General features: G+C 72.9%; 21 protein-coding genes and 1 pseudogene. 7 read left to right on the top strand and 15 right to left on the bottom strand.

The features are described 5' to 3' along the window. Window positions 1-30: 30 nt before the first annotated feature. The 3 genes from ACH4E7_RS14850 (at window position 31) to soxR (ending at window position 3,812) form a co-directional block, all read left to right on the top strand. Window positions 31-408 (top strand): YrdB family protein, encoded by a 378-nt coding sequence (locus ACH4E7_RS14850; RefSeq protein WP_396249439.1) that lies wholly within the window; start codon window positions 31-33, stop codon window positions 406-408. A 209-nt stretch (window positions 409-617) separates the two neighbouring features. Further along, the gene (locus ACH4E7_RS14845; protein ID WP_396249438.1) at window positions 618-2,987 is read left to right on the top strand and encodes an immune inhibitor A domain-containing protein; all 2,370 of its coding nucleotides are present in this window, start codon (window positions 618-620) and stop codon (window positions 2,985-2,987) included. Between the two features lie 366 nt (window positions 2,988-3,353). After that, the gene (soxR, locus tag ACH4E7_RS14840; RefSeq protein WP_396249437.1) at window positions 3,354-3,812 is read left to right on the top strand and encodes a redox-sensitive transcriptional activator SoxR; all 459 of its coding nucleotides are present in this window, start codon (window positions 3,354-3,356) and stop codon (window positions 3,810-3,812) included. Window positions 3,813-3,906: 94 nt separating this feature from the next. On the opposite strand, the gene ACH4E7_RS14835 is transcribed toward soxR, so the two are convergent. Genes ACH4E7_RS14835 through ACH4E7_RS14815 form a run of 5 tightly spaced genes read right to left on the bottom strand, consistent with a single transcriptional unit; the run spans window position 3,907 to window position 9,608 of the window. Next, a complete protein-coding gene (locus ACH4E7_RS14835; protein ID WP_396249436.1) occupies window positions 3,907-4,902 on the bottom strand; it encodes an ABC transporter ATP-binding protein in 996 nt (331 codons plus the stop codon). Continuing rightward, complete coding sequence (locus tag ACH4E7_RS14830) at window positions 4,899-5,900, bottom strand: ABC transporter ATP-binding protein (protein WP_396249435.1); 1,002 nt, start codon at window positions 5,898-5,900, stop codon at window positions 4,899-4,901. Before ACH4E7_RS14830 ends, ACH4E7_RS14835 begins: the two co-directional genes overlap by 4 nt. After that, complete coding sequence (locus ACH4E7_RS14825) at window positions 5,900-6,886, bottom strand: ABC transporter permease (RefSeq protein WP_396249434.1); 987 nt, start codon at window positions 6,884-6,886, stop codon at window positions 5,900-5,902. Before ACH4E7_RS14825 ends, ACH4E7_RS14830 begins: the two co-directional genes overlap by 1 nt. Further along, on the bottom strand, window positions 6,883-7,830 hold the full coding sequence (locus tag ACH4E7_RS14820; RefSeq protein WP_396249433.1) for an ABC transporter permease: 948 nt from the start codon (window positions 7,828-7,830) through the stop codon (window positions 6,883-6,885). Before ACH4E7_RS14820 ends, ACH4E7_RS14825 begins: the two co-directional genes overlap by 4 nt. A 23-nt stretch (window positions 7,831-7,853) precedes the next feature. Beyond that, window positions 7,854-9,608: an ABC transporter substrate-binding protein gene (locus ACH4E7_RS14815; RefSeq protein WP_396249432.1), complete on the bottom strand. Its 1,755-nt coding sequence runs from the start codon at window positions 9,606-9,608 to the stop codon at window positions 7,854-7,856. 154 nt (window positions 9,609-9,762) lie between these two features. Here ACH4E7_RS14815 and ACH4E7_RS14810 point away from each other — a divergent pair, with 154 nt between their 5' ends. Then, the gene (locus ACH4E7_RS14810; RefSeq protein ID WP_396249431.1) at window positions 9,763-11,214 is read left to right on the top strand and encodes an aminopeptidase P family protein; all 1,452 of its coding nucleotides are present in this window, start codon (window positions 9,763-9,765) and stop codon (window positions 11,212-11,214) included. 7 nt (window positions 11,215-11,221) lie between these two features. Here the strand turns inward: ACH4E7_RS14810 and ACH4E7_RS14805 are convergent, their stop codons facing one another. The 3 genes from ACH4E7_RS14805 to ACH4E7_RS14795 all read right to left on the bottom strand — a co-directional run bounded on the left by ACH4E7_RS14805 (window position 11,222) and on the right by ACH4E7_RS14795 (window position 14,153). Continuing rightward, window positions 11,222-12,247 carry a nitronate monooxygenase gene (locus ACH4E7_RS14805; RefSeq protein ID WP_396249430.1) on the bottom strand — a complete coding sequence of 342 codons (1,026 nt, stop codon included), beginning with the start codon at window positions 12,245-12,247 and terminating at the stop codon, window positions 11,222-11,224. A 74-nt stretch (window positions 12,248-12,321) separates the two neighbouring features. After that, on the bottom strand, window positions 12,322-12,948 hold the full coding sequence (locus ACH4E7_RS14800) for a response regulator (RefSeq protein ID WP_396249429.1): 627 nt from the start codon (window positions 12,946-12,948) through the stop codon (window positions 12,322-12,324). Continuing rightward, a complete protein-coding gene (locus tag ACH4E7_RS14795) occupies window positions 12,945-14,153 on the bottom strand; it encodes a sensor histidine kinase (protein WP_396249428.1) in 1,209 nt (402 codons plus the stop codon). The genes ACH4E7_RS14800 and ACH4E7_RS14795 overlap by 4 nt, the downstream gene beginning before the upstream one ends. Before the next feature lie 165 nt (window positions 14,154-14,318). Here ACH4E7_RS14795 and ACH4E7_RS14790 point away from each other — a divergent pair, with 165 nt between their 5' ends. Continuing rightward, entirely contained in the window at window positions 14,319-15,395 is a 1,077-nt protein-coding gene (locus ACH4E7_RS14790) for an ABC transporter permease (protein WP_396249618.1), read from the top strand. Continuing rightward, entirely contained in the window at window positions 15,392-16,075 is a 684-nt protein-coding gene (locus ACH4E7_RS14785; RefSeq protein WP_396249427.1) for an ABC transporter ATP-binding protein, read from the top strand. The genes ACH4E7_RS14790 and ACH4E7_RS14785 overlap by 4 nt, the downstream gene beginning before the upstream one ends. Here the strand turns inward: ACH4E7_RS14785 and ACH4E7_RS14780 are convergent. The 4 genes and pseudogenes from ACH4E7_RS14780 to ACH4E7_RS14765 all read right to left on the bottom strand — a co-directional run. Beyond that, a pseudogene (locus tag ACH4E7_RS14780) lies at window positions 16,072-16,242 on the bottom strand (Uma2 family endonuclease); the annotation flags it as partial. The gene ACH4E7_RS14785 and the pseudogene ACH4E7_RS14780 overlap by 4 nt on opposite strands. Window positions 16,243-16,349: 107 nt before the next feature. After that, window positions 16,350-16,946 (bottom strand): Uma2 family endonuclease, encoded by a 597-nt coding sequence (locus ACH4E7_RS14775; protein ID WP_396249426.1) that lies wholly within the window; start codon window positions 16,944-16,946, stop codon window positions 16,350-16,352. Window positions 16,947-17,039: 93 nt separating this feature from the next. Then, window positions 17,040-17,756 carry a GntR family transcriptional regulator gene (locus ACH4E7_RS14770; protein WP_396249425.1) on the bottom strand — a complete coding sequence of 239 codons (717 nt, stop codon included), beginning with the start codon at window positions 17,754-17,756 and terminating at the stop codon, window positions 17,040-17,042. A 163-nt stretch (window positions 17,757-17,919) separates the two neighbouring features. After that, window positions 17,920-18,198, bottom strand: coding sequence for a hypothetical protein (locus ACH4E7_RS14765; RefSeq protein WP_396249424.1), 279 nt, complete (start codon window positions 18,196-18,198; stop codon window positions 17,920-17,922). Here ACH4E7_RS14765 and ACH4E7_RS14760 point away from each other — a divergent pair. Further along, window positions 18,187-18,360 (top strand): hypothetical protein, encoded by a 174-nt coding sequence (locus tag ACH4E7_RS14760; protein ID WP_396249423.1) that lies wholly within the window; start codon window positions 18,187-18,189, stop codon window positions 18,358-18,360. The two genes, ACH4E7_RS14765 and ACH4E7_RS14760, sit on opposite strands and share 12 nt — an antisense overlap. A 74-nt stretch (window positions 18,361-18,434) precedes the next feature. Here ACH4E7_RS14760 and ACH4E7_RS14755 read toward each other — a convergent pair whose 3' ends face one another. The 3 genes from ACH4E7_RS14755 to ACH4E7_RS14745 are packed head-to-tail and all read right to left on the bottom strand — an operon-like array spanning window position 18,435 to window position 21,762. After that, window positions 18,435-19,325 (bottom strand): ornithine cyclodeaminase family protein, encoded by an 891-nt coding sequence (locus ACH4E7_RS14755; RefSeq protein WP_396249617.1) that lies wholly within the window; start codon window positions 19,323-19,325, stop codon window positions 18,435-18,437. Window positions 19,326-19,372: 47 nt separating this feature from the next. Next, window positions 19,373-20,401, bottom strand: a complete 1,029-nt coding sequence (locus ACH4E7_RS14750) for a proline racemase family protein (protein WP_396249422.1) — start codon at window positions 20,399-20,401, stop codon at window positions 19,373-19,375. Then, window positions 20,401-21,762 carry an aldehyde dehydrogenase family protein gene (locus ACH4E7_RS14745; protein ID WP_396249616.1) on the bottom strand — a complete coding sequence of 454 codons (1,362 nt, stop codon included), beginning with the start codon at window positions 21,760-21,762 and terminating at the stop codon, window positions 20,401-20,403. The genes ACH4E7_RS14750 and ACH4E7_RS14745 overlap by 1 nt, the downstream gene beginning before the upstream one ends. Window positions 21,763-21,771 lie beyond the last annotated feature (9 nt).

The raw sequence follows: 21,771 nt of genomic DNA, 5'->3' as shown, positions 1-21,771 counted from the left end.
GGGCGGCTCGGCGAGACGGGGAGAACGCGGATGAGATTCGAGAGACCGGGCCCGGTCGGCCGGCGGCAGTGGACGCCGCTGACGGCCACCAACGCGGGACTCGCCTTCGGGCTGGAGCTCGCCATGCTGGCGGCGCTCTGCTACTGGGGATTCAAGACCGGCTCCAACCCGGCCACCCGGCTGCTGCTGGGGCTCGGCGCCCCGGCGCTGGCGGGCACCGTCTGGGGCCTGTTCCTGGCCGCGGGCGGGCCGAAGTTCCGCCAGCCGCTCGGCGTGGAGATCGTACTCAAGCTGCTGGTCCTGCTCACCGCCGCGCTCGCCCTGCACGCGACCGGGCGGACCACCCTCGCGCTGGTGTACGCCGCGCTCGTGGTGATCAGTGTGGCGGTGGAGTACAGCACGCGCTGACAGTCCGCCAGAAAGGGGTGCCGCACCGGTGGTGCGGTGCCCCTTGCGTTTGCGCTCGACCTCTTCCACGTGACCCGTGACATGTGAAATATTACCTGCGCTTCACCGGCCGATGCCCAGAAGCAGCCACCCCTGGCCCCATCGGCCCCCCTGGCCCCATCGGCCCCCATGGGCCCATTGGGCCCCATCCCCCAGAAAGGACCGGTCAGTTGCGCAGACTGTCCGCGGCCCTCGCCGCCGCGCTCGCCACGAGCGCGATAGCGGCCACCCTGCTGGGCACCCCCGCCCAGGCCGCTCCCCCCGTACCCCTCACCGTCGAGGCCGCCGCCGCGGCGACCGCGCCGGAGGGCGCCGCGGCCCCGCCCGCACCGCTGGCCCCGCAGGAGCGCGAGCGCCAGGCCCTGCGCGGCAAGGCCCTGGAGCAGCTCAACAAGGGCGCCGTCGCCAAGACCGCCGACAAGCGCGCCCCCGAGAAGGTGCGGATCGGCAACGACTACGTCCAACTCGCCCGCCAGCGCACGGACAAGGTCTTCGTGATCCTCGCCCAGTTCGGCGACGAGGTCGACAACACCACCCAGTGGAACGGCCAGCCCCGCTACGGCGGCACCCCCGGCCCGCGCCACGACCAGATCCCCAAGCCGGGCAAGGACGACAACCACACGCTGTGGGAGCAGGATTTCAACCGCGAGTACTACCAGAAGATGTTCTTCGACGACACGCCCGGCGCCGTGTCGATGCGCAACTACTACCGCACCCAGTCCTCCGGCCGCTACGACATCGAGGGCAGCGTCAGCGACTGGGTCACCGTCCCGTACAACGAGGCCCGCTACGGCAGCAACAAGGGCCCGCAGGGCTCCGGCGCCTGGACCCAGGCCCAGGAGTTCGTCCGGGACGCCCTCAAGGCCTGGTACGACGGCGAGATCGCCAAGGGCCGCTCCGTCGCCGACATCAAGGCGCAGCTCGCCCAGTACGACGTCCAGGACCGCTACGACCACGACAAGAACGGCGAGTTCGACCAGCCCGACGGCTACCTGGACAACGTGATCGTGGTGCACGCGGGCGTCGACGAGACCTGGGGCGGCGGCGCCCAGGGTTCCGACGCGCTGTGGGCGCACCGCAGTTGGGCCTTCCCGGACGCCACCGGGCAGACCGGCCCGGCGGGCGACAAGATCGGCGGCGTGCCGGTCGGCGACACCGGCCTCTACGTCTACGACTACGTCCAGGCCGGCGAGAACAGCGGTGTCGGCCTGTTCGCCCACGAGTACGGTCACAACCTCGGCCTGCCCGACCTGTACCCCACCAACGGCGGCGACAACAGCGTCAACTTCTGGTCGCTGATGTCCTCCGGCTCCTACCTCGGCAAGGGCCCGAACACCACCGGCGGCTACCCCGGCGACCTCGACGCCTGGAGCAAGCTGCAGTTCGGCTGGCTCGACTACGACGAGGCGCAGGCCGCCACCCGCTCCACCCACGCCCTCGGGGTGAGCAGCTACAACACCGACCTGGTCCAGGCCGTCCTGGTCCACCTGCCGGACGGCACCACCAGCACCGACCTGACCGACCCGTACGAGGGCGGCAAGCAGTGGTGGAGCGGCACCGGCGACAACCTCGACAACTCCCTGTCCCGGGACGTCGATCTGCGCACCGCCGGCGGCCCGGCCGCCCTGGACGCCGCGGCCTGGTACGACACCGAGCAGGACTACGACTTCCTCACCGTCGAGGCCTCCACCGACCAGGGCAAGCACTGGACCGCCCTCGGCGGCACGGTGGACGGCGCGCCGATCGGCAACACCAACGCCAACACCCCCGGCCTGAGCGGCAGTTCCGGAACCTACCGGAAGCTGCACATTCCACTGGACAGCTACCTCGGGCAGCAGGTCCGGCTTCGCTTCCACGCCACCTCGGACGGCAACACCCACGGCCGGGGCGTACTGGTCGACGCCGTGAAGCTCACCGCCGGCGCCGCCGTGCTGTTCGCCGACGGAGCCGAGAACGGCGCCAACGGCTGGACGGCCAGCGGCTTCACGATCATCACCGGCCGCACCGCCGTCAAGCAGCACCCGCGCGCCTACCTAGCCGAGAACCGCCGCTACACCGGCTACGGAGCGTTCCTGAAGACCGGCCCCTACAACTTCGGGTACGGCGGCGTCACGGGCAAGGCCAACGTGGTCGACAACTACCCGTACCAGGAGGGCGTCCTGCTCTGGCTGTGGGACACCTCGTACGGCGACAACAACACCAAGGACCACCCCGGCGGCGGGCTGATCCTGCCGATCGACGCCCACCCGGCGCCGATCCGCTTCGCCGACGGCAGCCTGGTCAACGGGCGGGCGCAGACCTTCGACGCGCCGTTCTCGCTCAAGCCCACCACGCCGTTCACCCTGCACAAGGGCGGCGTCGCGGTGCGGATCCCGGCCGAGCCGGCCGTCCCGGTGTTCAACGACCGCACCGGGGTGTACGGCGACCCGGCCACCCCGCAGCTCACCGTGAAGGTGCCGGACACCAACACGAAGATCGAGGTGGTCCGGGAGTACCAGGGCGGGCGGATCACCGCCGTCCGGGTCGGCCCGGCCTCCTGACCCGCACGTGAGAAGGCCCCGGATCCCCCCGACGAAAGGGATCCGGGGCCGGTCCGTGGACCGCTACCGAGGCCGAGGATCGGCGCGGCGGCGGCGCGGCGGCGGGAGAGCAGTTCGCGCCACCCTCCGGAGCTTTCCGGCGGACGGCGGCCCCGTAGCGCAACTTCCCTTCTCAGCAACGGCTGTGGCGCTCTTGACGGCGGAGGATTCGGTCACGTCCGCTACGCTAGGACTTCAACAGAACTTGAAGTCAAGTAGCAGTCGTGAGCGAGAACAGCGAGGTGGGCGCATGAGCGAGCGCAGCGAGCGAATCATCAAGAGGCGCGTACGGGCGAATGCCCCTGCCGAGCGCAGCGAGGTGGGCGCATGAGTACCGCTCCGGTGGACCTGCTGAGCGTCGGCGAGGTGGCCCGGCGGGCCGGGATCGCCACCTCGGCGGTGCGCTTCTACGAGGACCAGGGGCTGATCTCCTCCGAGCGCTCGGCCGGTAACCAGCGCCGCTACCGGCGGCACGTGCTGCGCCGGATCTCGCTCATCCTGGTCGCCAAGCGGCTCGGCATCCCGCTCGCCGAGGTCGCGAACGTCTTCGCCGGCCTGCCCGAGGACCGGATGCCCGCCAAGCACGACTGGGAGCGGATCTCCCGGCTCTGGGCCGAGCAGCTGCGCGCCCGCCGGACCGAGCTGGAGCGGCTGGAGGACGAGCTGACCGGCTGCATCGGCTGCGGCTGTGTGTCACTGCGCCGCTGCCGGGTGCTCAACCCGGGCGACACACTCGCCACCAAGGGCCCCGGCCCCCGCCTGCTCCTGCCGGGCGACGAGCACTAGCCGGGCGCCGAGCGGGCGCCAGACGGCGGAACCCGGTCGGACGCGGCCCTCGTGAGGTTCCCCGCCGCGCCCGACCGGAGATCTGTGGCGGCCCTCAGGCCTCCGGGAAGTGGCAGGCCGCCTCGCGGTGGCCGGCACTCGCACCGCCGGTGCCGACGACCTGCAGCAGCGGCCGCTCCGTCCGGCACACCTCCTGCGCCTTCGGGCAGCGCGGGTGGAAGCCGCACCCCGCCGGCGGGTTGGCCGGGCTCGGCGGGTCGCCGAGCAGCACGATCCGCTCCCGGGTCCGCTCCGCCGCCGGGTCCGGCAGGGGCACGGCGGACAGCAGCGCCCTGGTGTACGGGTGCGCCGGGTTGCCGTACACCTCGGCCTTGTCGCCGATCTCGACGATCCGGCCCAGGTACATCACCGCGACCCGGTCGCAGACCCGCTTGACCACCGAGAGGTCGTGCGCGATGAACACGTACGCCAGGCCCAGTTCGCGCTGCAACTGCTCCATCAGATTGACCACTTGGGCCTGAATGGAGACGTCCAGCGCGGACACCGGCTCGTCGGCGATCACCAGCTTCGGCGAGGTGGCCAGCGAACGGGCGATGCCGATGCGCTGCGCCTGGCCGCCGGAGAACTCGTGCGGGTAGCGGTCCAGGTGCTCGGGGATCAGCCCGACCAGCTCCATCAGCTCGGCGGCCCGCTTGCGCGCCTCGGCGGCGCCCGCGCCCTGGACCAGCAGCGGCTCGGAGATGATCCGGGCCACCGTCTGCCGGGGGTTGAGCGAGGAGTACGGGTCCTGGAAGACCATCTGCATGTGCCGTCGGTACGGCCGCAGTTGGGCCTGGGAGAGCCCGCCGATCCCGATGCCGTCGAGGGTGACGGTGCCCGAGGTCGGGTCGAGCAGCCGGACGATCATCCGCCCGGTGGTGGACTTGCCGCAGCCGGACTCGCCGACCAGGCCGAGCGTCTCGCCCGCGCCGAGGTCGAAGCTGACCCCGTCCACGGCCCGGATCGGCGCCCCGGCCCGGCCGGTGCGGCCGCGCCGCCCGGGGAAGGTCTTCACCAGATCCCGTACGGACAACAGTGGTTGGCCGGTCACAGTACTCCCTCCGGCACCAGCGGCAGATGGCAGGCGGCCTGGTGGCCGGGGGCGAGCGGACCGAGCGTCGGGCGTTCGGCCAGGCAGCGGGCGTGCTCCTCGGCGGATGCGGCGGTGGTGCGGGCGCAGCGCGGGGCGAAGGAGCAGCCGGGGGCGGGGACGATCAGCGACGGCGGACTGCCGGGGATGGCCCGCAGCGGGGCGTCGTCGGTGTCGTCCAGGCGCGGCAGCGAGTCCAGCAGGCCGCGGGTGTACGGGTGCGCCGGCTGCGCGAACAGCCCCTCCACCGGGGCCTGTTCGGCCGCCCGGCCGCCGTACATGACCAGCACCTCGTGGGCGACCCGGGCGACCACGCCGAGGTCGTGGGTGATCATCACGACGCCGAGGCCGCGCTCCTGCTGGATCCGGGCGATCAGGTCGAGGATCTGCGCCTGAACGGTGACGTCGAGCGCCGTGGTGGGCTCGTCGGCGATCAGCAGCTCGGGTTCGCAGGCGAGCGCCATCGCGATCATGACGCGTTGGCGCATGCCGCCGGAGAACTGGTGCGGGTACTCGTCGACCCGACGGGCCGGTTCCGGGATGCCGACCTCGGCCAGCATCTCGACCGCCCTGGCCCGACCGGCCTTTCGGCCCGCCTTGAAGTGCACCCGGTAGTGCTCGGCGATCTGCTCGCCGACGGTGTAGAAGGGGTGCAGGCTGGACAGCGGGTCCTGGAAGATCATCGCGATCCGCCGGCCCCGGACGGTGCCCAGCTCCCGCTCCCCCAGCCCGTTCAGCTCCTGCCCGCCGAGCCGGATCGAGCCGGTGACGGCCGCGCCGCGGTGCAGGCCCATGACGGCGAGCGAGGTGACGGACTTGCCGCTGCCGGACTCGCCGACCAGGCCGAGGGTGCGCCCGGCCTCGACGGTGAAGGAGATGCCGTCGACGGCCCGGACGGTGCCGCGCGGGGTGTCGAAGGAGACCCTGAGGTCCTCGACCTCCAACAGTAGCGGGGACATCAGTACCTCACTCTCGGGTCGACGTACGCGTAGAGCAGGTCGACCAGCAGGTTCGCGGCGACGATGAAGGCGGCCGCGAGCAGGGTGACGCCGAGGATGACGGGCTGGTCGGAGCGGACCAGCGCGTCGTAGAAGAGCCGTCCCACCCCGGGCAGTCCGAAGATCGACTCGGTGATGACGGCACCGGCCAGCAGCCCTCCGAGGTCCATCCCGAGGATGGTCAGGATCGGCGTCATCCCGGAGCGCAGCCCGTGCTTGACCGCGACGGTCGTGGCCGGCAGGCCCTTGGCCCGGGCGGTGCGGATGTACGGCTCGGCCATCGCCTCGATCATCGAGTTGCGGCTCTGCCGGGCGTACATGGCCGCGTACAGCAGTGCCAGGGCGATCCACGGCAGCAGCAGGTTGGAGGCCCACTCGACGGGGTTCTCGGTGAACGCGTGGTAGGCCGGGTAGGGCAGCAGCCCGGCCGTCCTGACGACGCCCCAGATCAGCATGATCGAGGTGAAGTAGACCGGCAGCGAGGCGGCGGCGACCGAGAGCACCATCAGCGCCTTGTCGGTCGCCCCTCCCTTGCGCAGCGCCGAGGTGACGCCCGCGCCCAGGCCGAGGACCAGCCAGAGCGTGGCCGCACCGACGGCCAGCGAGACGGAGACCGGCAGCCGGTCGGTGAGCAGGTTCCAGACCGGCAGCGAGTACTCGTAGGAGTAGCCGAGGCAGGGGAAGCCGCAGTGGGTGGCGCTGGGCCCGCTGCCGTATTCGCGCCCGGCGAAGATGCCGCTCACGTACGTGGCGAACTGCTCCCAGACCGGTTTGTCGAGCCCCATCGCGGCCTTGACCTCGGCGATCCGCTCGGGGCTGCAGGTCTTGCCGCAGGCGGCCACCGCCGGGTCGGCGGGCAGCAGGTAGAAGATGGTGAACGTGATCGCGCAGATCGCCAGCAGGATGCCGAGCGCGCCGAGCAGCCGGCGGCCGAGGTAGAGGATCACGACCGGCCTCCCCGCGGGTCGAGGATGTCGCGCAGCGCGTCGCCGAGCAGGGTGAAGGCGAGCACGGCCAGGAACAGGAAGGCCGTCGGGATCAGGAAGTACGTCGGGTCGGTCTCGTAGAAGCTGATGCTCTCGGCGATCATCTGGCCCCAGGAGGGAGTCGGCGGGCGCACGCCCACGCCGAGGTAGCTGAGCGCGGCCTCGGTGGCGATCATGCCGGGGACCAGCAGCGTGGTGTAGGCGATGATCGGGCCGGAGACGTTGGGCAGGATCTCGCGGGTGAGGATGCGCCAGGAGCGGGCACCGCCGACCTTGGCGGCCTCGACGTACTCGCGGTGCTTGAGCGAGAGGGTCTGCCCCCGCACCACCCGGGCGATGCCGGGCCAGGTGAACAGCCCGATCACCAGGGTGATCAGCAGGACCCGGTTGACGTCCTTGGCCACCGACATCATCGAGATCATGAAGATCAGCGAGGGGAAGGACATGGTGAGGTCCATCAGCCGGGACAGCACGGTGTCGGTCCGCCCGCCGAAGTAGCCGGCCGCGATGCCGACCAGGGTGCCGGTCACCACGACCACGGCGGTGGCGGTGAAGGCGATCAGCAGCGAGACCTGCCCGCCGTGCAGCACCCGGGCGAACAGGTCGCGCCCGGTGGCGGGTTCGACGCCCAGCCAGTGCCGGGTGCCGATCCCGCCGAAGTCACCGATCGGCTGTCCGCCCAGGTAGGGGTCCACGGCGCGTTTGTCGAACTCCTCGGGACTCCAGCCGCCGAGCGCGCTCAGCGGCCCGGCCAGCGCGGCGAGCAGGACCAGCAGGGCGACGGCGACCAGGCCGAACCGGGCCGAGCCCTTGGCCCACAGCTGGTCCCAGACCAGCCGCCAGGGTCCGCGGCCGGAGTGTTTCGCCGGGCCCGCCCCGGCCGTGTCGGCCGTGGCGGTTTCCATGACGGTACTCATCGGACGGTCCCTCAGCCTTGGCTCTTGGAGGGGTCCTTGAGGCCGATCGTGGCGAAGTCCCACTGACCGGTCCACACCGGGTGGCCGAAGGCCCCGGCCACGTTCGTCCCGGCCAGCAGCGGGCGGCGCTGCCACAGCATCGGCACGGTGGGCGCCTTCTTCATCAGGTCCTCGTTGAGCTGCAGCCACGCCTTGTTGGCCTCGTTGACGTCGGCCATCGCGTTGATCTGGTCGATCCGGTCCGAGGTGACCTGGTCGCGGAACTGCTCGACGTTGCCCTGGTTGCCCTTCTCCTTGATGGTCCGGCCGTCGAAGACCAGCGGCAGGAAGGTGGCACCGGAGGGGTAGTCCGGGCACCAGCCGAGGATGGCGAGGTCGGGCGCGTTCTTGGTGTCGCCGATGGTGTCGTAGTAGACGGACGGGTCGGCGGTGGTGATGGTGACCTGGATGCCGACCTTCGCCAGCGACTGCTGCAAGGCCTCGGCCCGGGTCTTGTCACCGGAGGAGACGGTCAGCGAGACCTTGAGGTCGGACTTGCCGGCCTCCTTGAGCAGCTGCTTGGCCTTCTCCGGGTCGCCGGCGGCCGGGATCTTCAGCGGGTCCTGCCCGGTGCCGCCGGACAGTGCGGGCGGCAGGTAGGAGGTGGCCACGTCCCCCATCGCCGGACCGCCGTTCGCGGTCACCTGGGCGTCCCGGTCCACCGCGTACATCAGCGCTTCGCGGACCTTGGGGTCGTCGAAGGGCGCCTTGGAGGTGTTGGGGTACAGCATGTCGGTGCAGCCCTGCTGCTCGGCGATCAGCCGGGACTTCACGTCCGGCTTGGGCAGCACCTTGGCGACCGACTCGGGCCGCAGGTTCATCCATTCGACCGCGGAGGCGTCCGCGCCCTCGCTGGCGATGATCCGGTCGTCCACCTGGCCGCCCTTGAGGCCCTGGGTGACCACGATCCGGTCCGGGTAGGCCTTGCGGACCGGGTCGGTGGACTGGTCCCAGTTGGCGTTGCGGACCAGGACCAGCTGCTTGCCGCGGTCGTAGGTCTCGATCTTGTACGGGCCCGAGGAGAACGGCCGCAGGTCGTACTGGGTGCCCTTGTCCTGGGACTGCGGCACGGGGGCGAAGGTCGGCAGGGTCGCGGTGTAGGAGAACTCGGCGACCGGGCGCTTGAGGTGGAAGACGATCGTCCTGTCGTCGGGGGTCTCGATGCTGGACAGGTGCTCGCCGTTCAGCGGGCCCTTGTAGTTCTCGCCGCCGGCCAGGTACTGCTGGGCGTAGTCGGGGCCACCGGTGAGGTCCGGCACGAAGGAGCGCTCGACGTTGTACTTGACGTCGGCGGACTTGATCGGCGAGCCGTCCTCGTACTTGACGCCGTCCTTGAGAGTGAAGGTCCAGGTCTTGCCGCCGTCCGAGGACCTGCCGAGGTCGGTGGCGAGGTCGGGGACGATCTCGCTGCCCGCCGCGCCCGGCTCGGCCTTGAACGTGACCAGCGTGCGGTAGAGCAGCCGGATGCCGAAGTCCATGTTCGGCATGGTCCAGTTGCGGGCCGGGTCGAGGTGGGCGAAGTCCTGGTTGGACAGCACGGTCAGGGTGCCGCCCTTGACCGGGGTGCCGCCGACGATCGTCCCGGACGCGGCACCGGGGGCCCTGGTGCCACCGGCCGCGGTGCTGTCGCCACCGCTGTCGCTCTTGTCGTTCTTGCAGGCCCCGAGGCCGAGGGTGAGGGTCGCCGCGAGGGCCGCCGCGAGGAGGGCATGGGTGCGCCTGGTCATGTGCAACTCCGCTGTGGGGGGCCTGCTCTGGCCGCTCCGCTGTGTGACCCGTAACATAGTAATGTGAAATTGCACTGCACAAGGGGTGGCGCCGTCCGTTACCCAGCTGTGTCCGTGCGCCCTCAGCTCCCCAGCCCCGCCTAGGAGTTCACCGGTGACCCACCCGCAGACCGGCCTCAACACCGGGAGCCACGACCTCCCGGTCTCCCCCGCCCTGGACGCCTTCATGGGCACCCGCTGGACCGCCACCCCGCTCCCCGCCGACCAGCGCGTCCCCGGCTACGACCGCTTCCCCGGCCGCCGCGCCCGGCTCTGCGCGGCGTTCCCCGGCGAACGGCTGATCGTCCCGGCCGGACGCCTCAAGGTCCGCTGCAACGACCTCGACCACCGCTTCCGACCGCACAGCGCGTACGTCTGGCTCACCGGGCTCACCGGTGAGGACCAGGCCGACCACGTCCTCGTCCTCGAACCCGCGGGGCCCGAGGACCACGAACCGGTCCTCTACCTGCGCCCGCGCTCCCCGCGCAGCGGCGGCGAGTTCTACCGCGACCGCCGCTACGGCGAGTTCTGGGTCGGCCGCCGCCCCGACCTCGACGAGGCCGCCCGACTCACCGGGCTGCGCACCGAACACCTCGACGACCTCGGCAAGTTGCTCACCGGACCGCAGCCGCCCACCCGGGTGCTGGCCGGCGCCGACGCTCTCGTCGACGCGGCCACCGGACGCCCCCGTGCCGACCACCGTGACGGCGAACTCGCCGCCGTCCTCGCCGAGTTGCGACTGATCAAGGACACCTGGGAGGTCGAACAACTGCAACTCGCCGTCGACCACACCGTCACCGGATTCGAGGACGTCGTCCGCGCCCTGCCCACCGCGCTGCGCCACCACCGCGGCGAACGCTGGATCGAGGGCGTCTTCGACCTGCGCGCCCGCGCCGAGGGCAACGGCACCAGCTACACCACCATCGCCGCCTCCGGCGCCCACGCCTGCGTCCTGCACTGGATCCGCAACGACGGCGCCCTCGACCCGAACTCCCTGCTCCTGCTGGACGCCGGCGTCGAGACCGACACCCTCTACGCCGCCGACATCACCCGCACCCTCCCCCTCAGCGGCACCTTCACCCCCGTCCAGCGCCAGGCCTACGACCTCGTCCTCGCCGCCCAGAGCGCCGGCATCGCAGCCCTGCGCCCCGGCGCCCGCTTCCGCGACTTCCACCACGCCGCCATGCGCGTCATCGCCGAAGGCCTCGCCGACTGGGGGGTCCTGCGCGTCCCCGCCGACCAGTCCCTCGCCGAGGACAACGGCCTCCACCGCCGCTACACCCTCTGCGGCAGCGGCCACATGCTCGGCCTCGACTACCACGACTGCGCCCAGGCGCGCGCCGACCGCTACCTCGACGCCACCCTGGAAGAGGGCATGGTCCTCACCGTCGAACCCGGCCTCTACCTCCAACCCGACGACGAAACCCTCCCCCTCGAACTCCGCGGCCTCGGCATCCGCATCGAGGACGACCTGGTCATCACGGCGGACGGCGCCCACCTGATGTCCGGCGCCCTGCCGAGGACGGCGCAGGCCGTCGAGTCCTGGATGGCGGACCTGCTGGGCTGAGCGGCGCTCAGCTCCCCCGTGCGGCCCGCCACAGCTCCGCGACGACCGCCTCCGCCGGGCCCGACCGGGCCAGCCGGTGGGCCGTGCCCGCCCAGAGGTGCATGGCCGAGGTGTCGGCGCGGCGGGTGGCGGCGGCCCGAAGCGGGGCGGTGAGGTGATGGACCTCGGGGTAGGCGGGCGGGGCGTACGGGCCGTGGCGGTCGATGAAGGCGTTGCGCAGGCCGCGGGCCGGGCGGCCGGTGAAGGCGCGGGTGACGACGGTCTCCGGCAGTTCGGTGAGCGCGGCCCGGTGGGCGGCCGAGGCGCCGGACTCGTCGGAACGCAGCAGGGCCGTCCCCAGCTGCACCGCCGCCGCCCCGGCCCGCAGCGCCCCCGCGATCGCCTGGCCGTCGCCCAGCCCGCCGGCGGCGATCAGCGGCAGGGAGGTCACCGCCCGTACAGCGGGCAGCAGTTGCAGCAGCGGCACCTCCCCCGGCCGGTCCGCGACCCGGTGGGTGCCGCGGTGCCCGCCGGCCTCCGGACCCTGCACGCACAGGGCGTCCATCCCGACCGCCTCCGCCGCCCGCGCCTCCTCCGCCGTGGTGACGGTGCCGATCTGCAGTGTGCCCGCCGCCCGCAGCGCCGCCGCCTCCCGCGCCGTCGGCAGCCCGAAGGTGTACGAGACCACCGGCACCGGGTCCGCGAGCAGCGCGGCGAGCTTGGCCTCCCAGTCGTCCCGGTCCGGCCCGATCCGCTCCGGCAGCGCGACCCCCCACTGCTCGGCCTCCGGCCGCAGCCGCTCCCGGTAGGCGGCGACCGCCGCCGGATCCCCGGGCGGGGCCGGGACGAAGAGGTTCACCCCGTACGGCCGGTCGGTCGACTTCCGCGCGGCGGCGATCTGTTCGGCCATCGCCGCGGCCGACTCGTAGCCCGCGGCCAGGAACCCCAGCCCACCGGCCCGGTTCACCGCGGCCACCAGCCCGGGCGTCGAGGCCCCGCCCGCCATCGGGGCGCCGATCACCGGTACGGCGAGCTCGTCGAGACGGACGGTCATCAGGGCGCTCCTCACACTGCTACGGGCACGGACCGTTCCCACGCTACGCTCAGCGGATCGGCCCCAGCCCACGCTCAGCGGATCAACCCCCGCCCGCGCGCCTCCCGCACCGCCGCCGTGCGCGAGTCGACCCCCAACTTGGTGTAGATGTGCACCAGATGCGACTTCACGGTGGCCTGGCTCAGGTGCAGGTGCTGGCTGATCCGCTGGTTGGTCAGCCCGTCCGCGACCAGCCCCAGCACCTCGGTCTCCCGCGCACTGAGCGCCGCCGCGGGCGTCCGCATCCGCTCCAGCAGCCGGTCCGCCACGCTCGGCGCCAGCGCGCTGCGCCCCGCCGCGGCCGCCCGTACCGCCTGGGCCAGCTCCTCCGGCGGCGCGTCCTTCAGCAGGTAGCCGGTCGCACCGGCCTCCAGCGCCGGCAGGGTGTCCGCGTCGCTGTCGTAGGTGGTGACCACCAGCACCCGCGGCGCGCCAGCCCGGGCGGTGATCGCCGCCGTCGCCTGCGCCCCGTTCATCGTCGAGCCGGGCCCGAACTGCAGGTCCATCAGTACCACGTCCACCCCCGGCTCGGCCGCCAGCTCGACGGCCCGCTCGGCGGTGGCCGCCTCCGCCACGATGGCGAAGTCCGGCTCGCTCTCCAGCACCGCCCGCAGCCCGGCCCGCACCACCGGGTGGTCGTCGGCGATCAGCAGCCGGATCACGGACCGGCCTCCGGGGTGACCGGCAGCTGCACCGCCAGCGCGGTGCCCTCCCCGGGCGCGGACTCCACCGTGAAGCTGCCGCCGAGCGCCCGCGCCCGGGCCCGCATCGAGGGCAGCCCGAAGCCGCCGTCCCCGCCGGTGCGGCCGGCGACCGCCGCCGGATCGAACCCGGCCCCGTCGTCGAACACGTCCAACGCCACCTCTCCCTCCATGTAGCTCAGTGTCACCTCGGCCCGCCCGGCCTTCGCGTGCCGCACGGTATTGCCGAGCGCCGACTGCGCGATCCTCAGCAGCGCCACCTCCTGCGCGGCCGGCAGCCGGACCGGGTCCCCCGAGACGTGCAGGTGGACGGGCAGGCCGCTGTGCGCCGTGGTGGTCGCGCACAGCCGCTCCAGTGCGACCGGCAGCGGATCGCCGTCCAGCGCGGGCGGGGTGAGCGCGCGGACGAACCGCCGGGCCTCGGCCAGGTTGTCCTGGGCCGCCTGCCGCGCCTGCTCGACGTACCCGGCGGCGGCCTCGGTGCGCTCCGGCAGCGCCCGCTGGGCCGCCCGCAGCAGCAGCTGGATGGAGCTGAGGCTCTGCGCGAGGGTGTCGTGGATCTCCCGGGCGAGCCGCTCGCGCTCGGCCATCACCCCGGCGGTGTGGTGGGCGGCGGCGAGGTCGGCGCGGGCGGCGGTCAGCTCGTCGATCAGCCGGCGCCGTTCCTCGCTCTCCCGGTACAGCGCCTGGTAGCCGAGCACGGTGGCGGTGGCGACGGCCGCGCCGAGCGCGGGTCCGATCGAGGCGGCGAGACTGAAGCTGTGCTGGTGCCAGGACCACGCGGCGATCGCCGCGGCGGCGGTCAGCCCGACGGCCACCGGCCCGCCGCGCCGCCCGAGCAGGTGCAGCTCCAGGAAGTACAGCGGGAACGCCAGCCACACCCCGTCCTGGGTGGCGACCAGCAGGCCCGCCCAGGTCACGCCGAGCAGCGCCAGCCAGAGCGCGGCGCCCCGCCGGGAGGTACGGACGGCTGCCAGCCGCGGCCCGACGGCGTACACCGCGGCCATCGCGGAGGCTGCGGCGGCGACGGCGGCCGGATCCCCGTCGCCCCGTCCGACGAAGGCGGCACGGGCGACGGCGAGCACCAGCAGACCCGCCACGAGCAGGTGCAGGCAGACCCGGAGGACGCGGGCGACGGGGGTGGTTCTGGATCGTTCGGTCGCCATCCCTCCAGCCTAAGTTCCACGCCCGAGGCCCGGCATCAATCAAAAGGTTGAACTCCGCTTCTGTCCTTTGATGCCCAGGAAGCAATCTCCGGCGCGATGCCCGCGAACCCCCTCCTCGCAGACCGTGGTGGAGGAAGCACCCGTCATTCGTTGGAAAGGCCCACCGTGTTCGTCGCCTGGAGGGATCTCAGGTTCGCCAAGGGGCGGTTCGCCCTGATGGGGACCGTCATCGTGCTGATCACCGTGCTGGTCGGCCTGCTGTCCGGGTTGACCGCGGGGCTCGGCCGGCAGAACATCTCCGCGATCACCGGACTACCCGCCGACCACCTGGTCTTCGGCAAGCCGGCCGACGGGCAGGAGCTCTCCTTCACCGACTCCCAGGTCACCCCCGAGCAGTGGCAGGCCTGGGCCCGCGAGCCCGGCGTCACCTCCGCCCAGCCGCTCGGCATCACCACCACCAAGGCCGCCGCCGGGCAGCGCACCGCCGCCCTCTCCGCCTTCGGCGTCCCGGACGGTTCCGACCTGGCCCCGCAGGGCGGCCGGATCGCCCCCGGCCAGGCGGTGCTGTCCAAGACCGCCGCCGAGAAGCTGGGGCACCTCGCCCCCGGCGCCGACCTCACGCTCGCCGGGCACCACCTCACCGTGTCGGCCGTCGAGGGCGACGCCGCGTACAGCCACACCCCGGTGATCTGGACCAGCTTCACCGACTGGCAGCAGTTCGCCCCAGGCGGCGCCGACCACGCCACCGTCATCGCCCTCGACACCGCCAAGGGCGCCGACCTCGCCGCCGCGGACTCCCGCCACGGCACCGTGACCCGCACCCGCGACAACGCCCTCGCCGCGATCGGCTCCTACACCTCCGAGAACGGCTCGCTCCAGCTGATGCGCGGCTTCCTGTTCGCCATCTCCGCGCTGGTCATCGGCGCCTTCTTCACCGTCTGGACGATCCAGCGCAGCGGCGACATCGCGGTGCTGAAGGCCCTCGGCGCCTCCACCCGCTACCTGCTGCGCGACGCCCTCGGCCAGGCCGTCCTGCTGCTGGTGCTCGGCACCCTCGCCGGCACCGCGATCGCCCTCGGCGCCGGCGCGCTGATCGGCTCCGCCGTTCCCTTCGTCCTGGACGCCCCGACCCTGCTGCTGCCCGCCGTCGTCATGATCGCCCTCGGCGCGATCGGCGCGGCCCTGTCCATCCGCCGGATCACCTCCGTCGACCCGCTGACCGCCCTGGGGAGCGCCCGATGAGCCTCGAACTCGACCGCATCACCCTCACCTACCCGGACGGCGACGGCCGGCTGACCGCCCTGGACGACGTGTCGCTGACCGTCCCAAAGGGCTCGATCACGGCTGTGGTCGGCCCGTCGGGCTCCGGCAAGTCCAGCCTGCTGGCGGTCGCGGCCACCCTGATCACCCCGGACTCCGGCCGGGTGGTCGTCGACGGCACCGACACCGCGGGCCTCGACCGCGCTGACCTGGCCTCCCTGCGCCGCACCAAGATCGGCATCGTCTTCCAGCAGGCCAACCTGCTGCCCTCGCTCACCGCCGTGGAGCAACTCCAGGTGATGGCCCACCTCGACGGCCGCTCCCCCCGCGAGGCCCTCCCCCGCGCCCTGGAACTGCTGGACGCCGTCGGCCTGCGCGACCAGGCCGCCCGCCGCCCCCACCAGCTCTCCGGCGGCCAGCGCCAACGGGTCAACATCGCCCGCGCCCTGATGAACGACCCCACGGTCCTGCTGGTCGACGAGCCCACCAGCGCCCTCGACCACGAACGCGGCGCCGCAGTCCTGGACTTGATCACCGACCTCACCCACCGCCGGGCCACCGCCACGGTCCTGGTCACCCACGACCGCACCCACCTCACGGCCGTCGACCAGATCGCCGAAGTCCACGACGGACGGCTCGCGGTGCCTACGGCAGCGGCCTAGGAGAACAGGTCGTCCACGCTCATCGTCACCACCGCGCCGATCGACTCCGGCAAGGTGAACGACTCCCCTGAGCCGTGGACGGCCTTCTCCCGGTACTCGCCGTCCTTCGGGTCGGTCAGCACCAGAACCCGCTGATCGGCCCGATCCACGATCACATACAGTCCGGCACCGGCTCGACGGACACCTCGCCGCCGAGCACCTCCACCCGATGCCTGGGAAACCGTTCAAAAAGAACTTCCGCCATGTCGAGCGTTCTGCTCCGCACGAGGGATCGCTACTTCTTGATGATGAGCAGGTCGTTCACCGAGAGCGTCACCGCAGCCCCGATCGACTCCGGCAGCGTGAACGACTGCCCCGGGTGGTGGACGGCGTGCACCCGGTACTCGCCGTCTTGCGGGTCGGTCAACACCATGACCTTCAGATTTTTGCGGTCAACGATCAGATAGACCGGCACTCCGGCGTCGGCATAGATTCCGGGCTTGACCTTGACGTCGGAGAGATGGTTGGAGGACGTGACCTCCACGACCAGCCGGAAGACCATCGGGTCATAGCAGTTGTGCTCGATCAGGTGGTCCTGGTAGTCGGCATCAACAACCGACAAATCTGGAATCGCATAGTCGGATGGGCCTCCCGGCAGCCACATGCCCATGCCCTGGACCACTCGGGAGGTATCGCCGTGAAGCCCAGCAGACCACAGCGGAATCGTGAGGTCCGTCAGCGTTTCCCCATGCGGCCCATCGGGAGGTGGCGTCACTGTGATCTGACCTCCGATGATCTCGACCCGGTGGCCCACCAGCTGCTGGGAAATCAGCTCTGCGGACTCCAGCAGCGTCCGCTGCTCGAAGGGCTCTTCCGCTGCTGCGGCGGACATGGAATTCCTCCTGACTGCCGATGTCGAGAGCATCAGCCTAGAGCCCGAGCGCCCCTCGACGCTCGATTCCCAGCCTTCACCCGAACGAGTGGTTTAGCCCTGCCGAGCTCGCAGCCGCAGTGCCGGCCGGTCCGCTTCCGCCGCCTCGTCCTGGCCCGCCCAAAGGGACCGCACATGGCTGAGGTGCCGCGTCATGCACGCCTCCGCCGCGTCCGCGTCGCCGGAGATCATCAGGTCCAGCAGCTCCAGGTGCTCCTCCGCCGAGGACACCAGCTCGCCCTTCTCGTCGAGCCGCGTCAGCCCGTACAGCCGCGAACGCTTGCGCAGGTCGCCGACCACGTCCACCAGCCGGGCGTTGCCCGCGAGCCCCAGCAGGTCAAGGTGGAACTGCCGGTCCGCCTCCAGGTAGCCGATCAGGTCGTGCTTGCGCGCGGCCGCGACGATCTCCTCGGCCTGGGGGCGCAGTCGCTCCAGCTGGTCCTTGGTCGCCGTGCGCGTCACCCGGCCCACCGTCGGGACCTCGATCAGGGCGCGGATCTCGGTGTAGTCGTCCAGGTCGCGCTCGGTGAGTTCGGTGACCCGGAAGCCCTTGTTGCGGACGGCCTCGACCAGCCCCTCCCGGGCGAGGTCGAGCATCGCCTCGCGCACCGGGGTGGCCGAGACACCGAAGTCGGCGGCGAGCGCGGGCGCGGAGTACACGACGCCGGGGCGCAGTTCGCCGGAGATCAGGGCCGCCCGGAGCGCGTGGGCGACCTGGTCGCGGAGCCGCTCCTGCACGGAGATCAGGGTGCGGGATTTGAGGTCGGCCATGGTGTTCCTCCGGGTGGGTGCAGAACACCAGTGTACAATGTCACGTTACGTTGAGCGCGCAACATTCCGCGATCCGAACAGCCCGTCGACCCCGCCGAAAGCCATGGTGGCAGCGGCCGCCGGCCGTGACAACGGCCGGCGGCACACGATCTGCCCCCGCGCCCTACGCCATGCGGAACCGCCCGACCAGGGAGGTCACGCTCGCCGCCCCGCCCCCGGCCTCGACGCCCCGCCGGAACGCCTCCGCCAGGACGGCCGGCAGCGCACCGTCCACCCCGGAGGCCTCCGCGGTGTGCCGGACGTGCTCGATGCTCGCGAGCGCCATCGCCAGCCGGTCGACGTCCCCGCGGTGATCTCCGGCCGTGATCCGCGGCGCGTAGAACGCCTGAAAGCCCGGCAGCGAGGCGGCGGTTGAGGACAGGTGTCCATCGTGCAGGAACACCTGCGCGCCTCCGGCATCGGCCCCGAGGACGCCCGCGAACTGGCCGGCACCGTCATCAACACCCTGGAGGGCACCGAGCTCTCCGCCCAGGTCGCCCGCAGCGAGGAGCCGCTGCACACCGCCGGCCGCCACCTGGCCCGCCTGCTCGCCACCTACTGCTGAAGCACGAAAAGAAGCCGGCCCGACGGGGGATCCCTTCCCGTCGGGCCGACTCCGGCTTGCTCGGCGACTGGACCTCAGGCTCGCCGGAAGTCCCGGTACACCTCCGCCGCCACCGCCAGGTCCTCCCACGCCATCCCAACGCTCTTGAAGAACCGCGGCCGCCCGCCCGGCACCAGCGCGTCCCCGCGCACCAGCTCGGCCAGGTTCCGCACCTGCCGCCCGGCCACGCCCGCCATCACCAGATCCCCGGCCTCCCTGACCGCGACCGTCCGCGCCTCCACGTACAGCTCGGCCCGCCCGACCAGCACCTCGTCCACCTCCCGCGCGTCCGGCTCGTGCGAGCCGACCGCCGCGACGGCCGCGTGCGCGGGCACCAGCGCGCCGTCGAACAGGGGCGTCCGCGCGGTGGTGCAGCAGACCACCAGATCCGCCCGCCCGACCGCCTCCGGCCCACCCACGTCGGCGGAAAGCCCGAGCTCCCGCCCGTACGCCGCCAGCGCCCCGGCCCGACCGGGATCGCGCGCCACCACGGTGAGCCGGCGCAGCGGCCGGACGGCCAGCAGCGCGTCCAGGTGCCCGTAGGCCTGCGGGCCGGAGCCGAACACCACCAGGTGCTCGGCCTCCGGCACCGCGAGCCGCGCCAGCGCCGCCGCCGTCACGGCGGGCGTGCGCAGGGCCGTGAGGGCCGCACCGTCCAGCACCGCCAGCGGCTGCAGGGTGGCCCCGTCCAGCAGCAGATAGCCGCCGGTGATCCGGGGCAGTCCGCGCGCCGGGTTGCCCGGCGCCACCCCGGCGATCTTGACGCCCGCGTACGGCCCGGCGGCGGCCGGCATCAGCAGCAGCTCCCCCGCCGGCACCGCCACGGCCGATCGGGCGGGCGCCGCCTCCGGGTCGAACCCGTCCAGCAGCACCCGCTCGATCGCCCCCACCGCCCCGGCGGGCCCGACCCCGCCGGTGCCCGGCACGGTGTACTGGAGCGGCTCAGTCGCCGTGCCGGGCGGTACGGAGCCGGTCACAGCAGGAACCCCGTGCCCAACGAGTCCCCGGGTTCCAGGACGAACCGGTGCTCCCCGGTGCGGTACGCCGTCCCGGTCACCTCGGTGACCACGCCCTCCCCCAGCGGGTCGCCACCGGCGAGCACCCGCCCGGTGAACACCGTGCCGGTGATCGACTCGTGCCGCAGCTCCTCCCCCGGCGCGAGCCGCCCCTCGGCGGCGAGCACGGCGAGCCGGGCGGAGGTGCCGGAGCCGCAGGGCGAGCGGTCGATCTGCCCGTCCGCGAACACGACGACGTTCCGCTGACTCAACACGCCGTCGGCAGAGGGCTGTTCGTCGTACAGCACCACCCCGTACACCCCCGACAGCCGCGCGTCCGTCGAATGGGCGACCGCCTCCGAGTCGGCCAGCAGCGCCCTGATCTCCCGCCCCACGGCGGTGAGTTCGGGCAGCAGCCCGGGCTCCACCGCGAGCCCGAGCGCCGCCGCCGGCACCGAGGCGTAGCACGCCCCGGAGTGCGCCACCGCGACCTCCACCACCCCGCGCGAGGTGGTCACCGGCAGCTTCGACGCGCTGACCCGGCTGGGCACATTGCGAAAGGTGACCCCGGTGGTGCGCCCGCCGGCCCGGTGCACCAGCGCGGTGACCCGCCCCGACGGCACGTCGATCCGCACCCGCGCCACGCCGTCCGCCGGGGCCGGGACCAGCCCGGAGTCCACCGCCCAGGCGCCGAGCGCGATGGTGCCGTGTCCGCAGGCCGTCGAGTAGCCGTCCTTGTGCCAGAACAGCACGCCCACGTGCGCCTCGTCGTCGTCCGGCGGCACCAGGAACCCGCCGTACATCCCGGCGTGCCCGCGCGGCTCCCGGACGAGCAGCTGCCGGACGGCGTCCAGCGCGCTCGGCCGGGGCGCGGTGGCGCTGCCGCCGGCGCCGAGCGCGATGGCCCGGCGCTCGGCGACGCTGTCGCCGGGGACCGGCGGCGCGCCGTCCAGCACGATCCGGAACGGCTCGCCGGCCGCGTGGTAGTCGACGGTGCGGACGTCCATCAGGCGCCCCCGCCCGGCAGCACGCTGACCGTCCGGCTCACGGTGTAGAAGTCCAGTGCCGCCTGGCCCTGTTCGCGGTCGCCGTGGCTCGCGCCCTTGGTCCCGCCGAAGGGCAGGTGGAAGTCGACGCCGCTGGAAGGGGCGTTGACCCGGACCATGCCCGCGTCCAGCCGGTCGGCGGCGGCCAGCGCCACGTCCAGGCTGCGGGTGTGCACCGAGGTGGCGAGGCTGTGCGGGGTGTCGTTGGCGAGTGCGATCGCCTCGTCCAGGTCGGCCGCCGCGTGCAACACCGCGACCGGTCCGAAGAACTCCTCGCGCGCCAACGGGTGTTCGCCCGGTACGTCGGTGAGCAGGGTCGGCTCGACGTACCAGCCGGCCCGCTCGGGCACCCGCCCGCCGGTCAGCACGGTCGCCCCGGCCTCGACCGCCGAGGAGACCGCCCCCGTCAACCGCTCCCGCGCGGCGGCGTTGATCACCGGCCCGCACACCGCGTCGTCCACCGCCGCCAGCGCCTTGACCAGCGCCTCGCGCAGCGGCTCGTAGGCCGCGCCGACCGCGATCACCCGGCTGGTGGCGGTGCACTTCTGCCCGGCGTACCCGGCCACGGCGGCCGCGATGTGGGCCGCGGCCAGCTCCACGTCCGCGTCCGGTAGCACCAACGCGGCGTTCAGTCCGCCGAGTTCGGCCTGCACCGGCACCCCGCGCCCGGTGGCCGCCCGCACCACGGCCCGCCCGACCCCGGTCGAGCCGGTGAAGGACACCACGTCCGCCGCGTCGACCAGCGCCGCGCCCTCCTCGGCCCCGCCCGGCAGCACCGTGAACACCTCGGCGGGCAGCCCGGCCAGCTCCGCCAGCCGCAGCGCGCACGCCGTCGCCTCCGGCGCGGGCTTGAGCACCACCGTGTTGCCGACCGCCAGTGCCGGCGCGGCCTTCCAGCTCGGGATCGCCAGCGGGAAGTTCCACGGCGCGATCAGCCCCGCCACCCCGTACGGGCGCCGCCGGGTGAGCAGCAGCCCGGGCCCCGCGGCGGTCTCGTGCACCGCCCCGGACGGCGCGTACGGCGCCTGTGCGTAGTACCGCCAGATCGCCGCGGTCCGGGCGACCTCGCCTCGCGCCTCGGCGAGCGGCTTGCCGACCTCGCGCACGATCAGCGCGGCCAGCTCCTGCGCGTGCGCCTCGACCGCCTCGGCGATCCGCCCCAGCGCCGCCGACCGGGCGCCTGCCCCGGCCCCGAGCCAGCCGCGCTGCGCGGCCCGGGCCCGTCCGACGGCGGACCGCACGGCCTCGGCGCCGGGGGCCTCGACGGCGACCACGAGGTCGCCCGGATCGGCGGGGTTGTACGAGGTGATGGTCACAACCAGCAGCCCTTC

This window comes from Kitasatospora sp. NPDC018058 (genome assembly GCF_044327205.1).
Classification (GTDB): Bacteria; Actinomycetota; Actinomycetes; order Streptomycetales; family Streptomycetaceae; genus Kitasatospora.
Note: the sequence above shows the minus strand (reverse complement) of the source record. Positions and strands in the feature narration are given on the sequence as shown.

Excerpts from the sequence above, each read along its gene's own strand:
- ACH4E7_RS14850 (WP_396249439.1), top strand. The coding sequence starts at position 31 with ATGAGATTCGAGAGACCGGGCCCGGTCGGCCGGCGGCAGTGGACGCCG.
- soxR (WP_396249437.1), top strand. The coding sequence starts at position 3,354 with ATGAGTACCGCTCCGGTGGACCTGCTGAGCGTCGGCGAGGTGGCCCGG.
- ACH4E7_RS14830 (WP_396249435.1), bottom strand. The coding sequence starts at position 5,900 with ATGTCCCCGCTACTGTTGGAGGTCGAGGACCTCAGGGTCTCCTTCGAC.
- ACH4E7_RS14820 (WP_396249433.1), bottom strand. The coding sequence starts at position 7,830 with ATGGAAACCGCCACGGCCGACACGGCCGGGGCGGGCCCGGCGAAACAC.
- ACH4E7_RS14815 (WP_396249432.1), bottom strand. The coding sequence starts at position 9,608 with ATGACCAGGCGCACCCATGCCCTCCTCGCGGCGGCCCTCGCGGCGACC.
- ACH4E7_RS14805 (WP_396249430.1), bottom strand. The coding sequence starts at position 12,247 with ATGACCGTCCGTCTCGACGAGCTCGCCGTACCGGTGATCGGCGCCCCG.
- ACH4E7_RS14795 (WP_396249428.1), bottom strand. The coding sequence starts at position 14,153 with ATGGCGACCGAACGATCCAGAACCACCCCCGTCGCCCGCGTCCTCCGG.
- ACH4E7_RS14785 (WP_396249427.1), top strand. The coding sequence starts at position 15,392 with ATGAGCCTCGAACTCGACCGCATCACCCTCACCTACCCGGACGGCGAC.
- ACH4E7_RS14775 (WP_396249426.1), bottom strand. The coding sequence starts at position 16,946 with ATGTCCGCCGCAGCAGCGGAAGAGCCCTTCGAGCAGCGGACGCTGCTG.
- ACH4E7_RS14770 (WP_396249425.1), bottom strand. The coding sequence starts at position 17,756 with ATGGCCGACCTCAAATCCCGCACCCTGATCTCCGTGCAGGAGCGGCTC.
- ACH4E7_RS14750 (WP_396249422.1), bottom strand. The coding sequence starts at position 20,401 with ATGGACGTCCGCACCGTCGACTACCACGCGGCCGGCGAGCCGTTCCGG.